Origin of the sequence: Bradyrhizobium uaiense, from assembly GCF_010811875.1 — a bacterium.
Taxonomy (GTDB): domain Bacteria; phylum Pseudomonadota; class Alphaproteobacteria; order Rhizobiales; family Xanthobacteraceae; genus Bradyrhizobium; species Bradyrhizobium uaiense.
On record NZ_VKHP01001210.1, the window covers coordinates 1 to 223 of the forward strand.

A 223-nucleotide genomic window follows, 5' to 3' on the forward strand; every position below is an offset into this window, starting at 1 on the left:
GCCAAACTCCGCCGCATGGCCGCGGATCGTATTGGTCAGCTGGGTGCGCCGGGCGATCAATCCGTCGCGGATACCCGTCAGCATCAATGCGGCCTGCTGCTCGGCACTCTTCACCGGTACGAACCGCTGCCGGCTCATCGCCTCACACAGTCCTTCCGCATCCCGCCAGTCGTTCTTGTTCCGCGAAACGTAGGGCTTCACCAGTTGCGGCGCCATCAGCTTC

1 protein-coding gene is annotated in these 223 nt (G+C 63.7%); it reads right to left on the reverse strand.

Going from position 1 to position 223, the window contains the following annotated elements:
• Positions 1 to 223, reverse strand: a 223-nt coding sequence (locus FNJ47_RS49330; protein WP_163163915.1) for an IS110 family transposase, incomplete at both ends; no start/stop codon positions are given.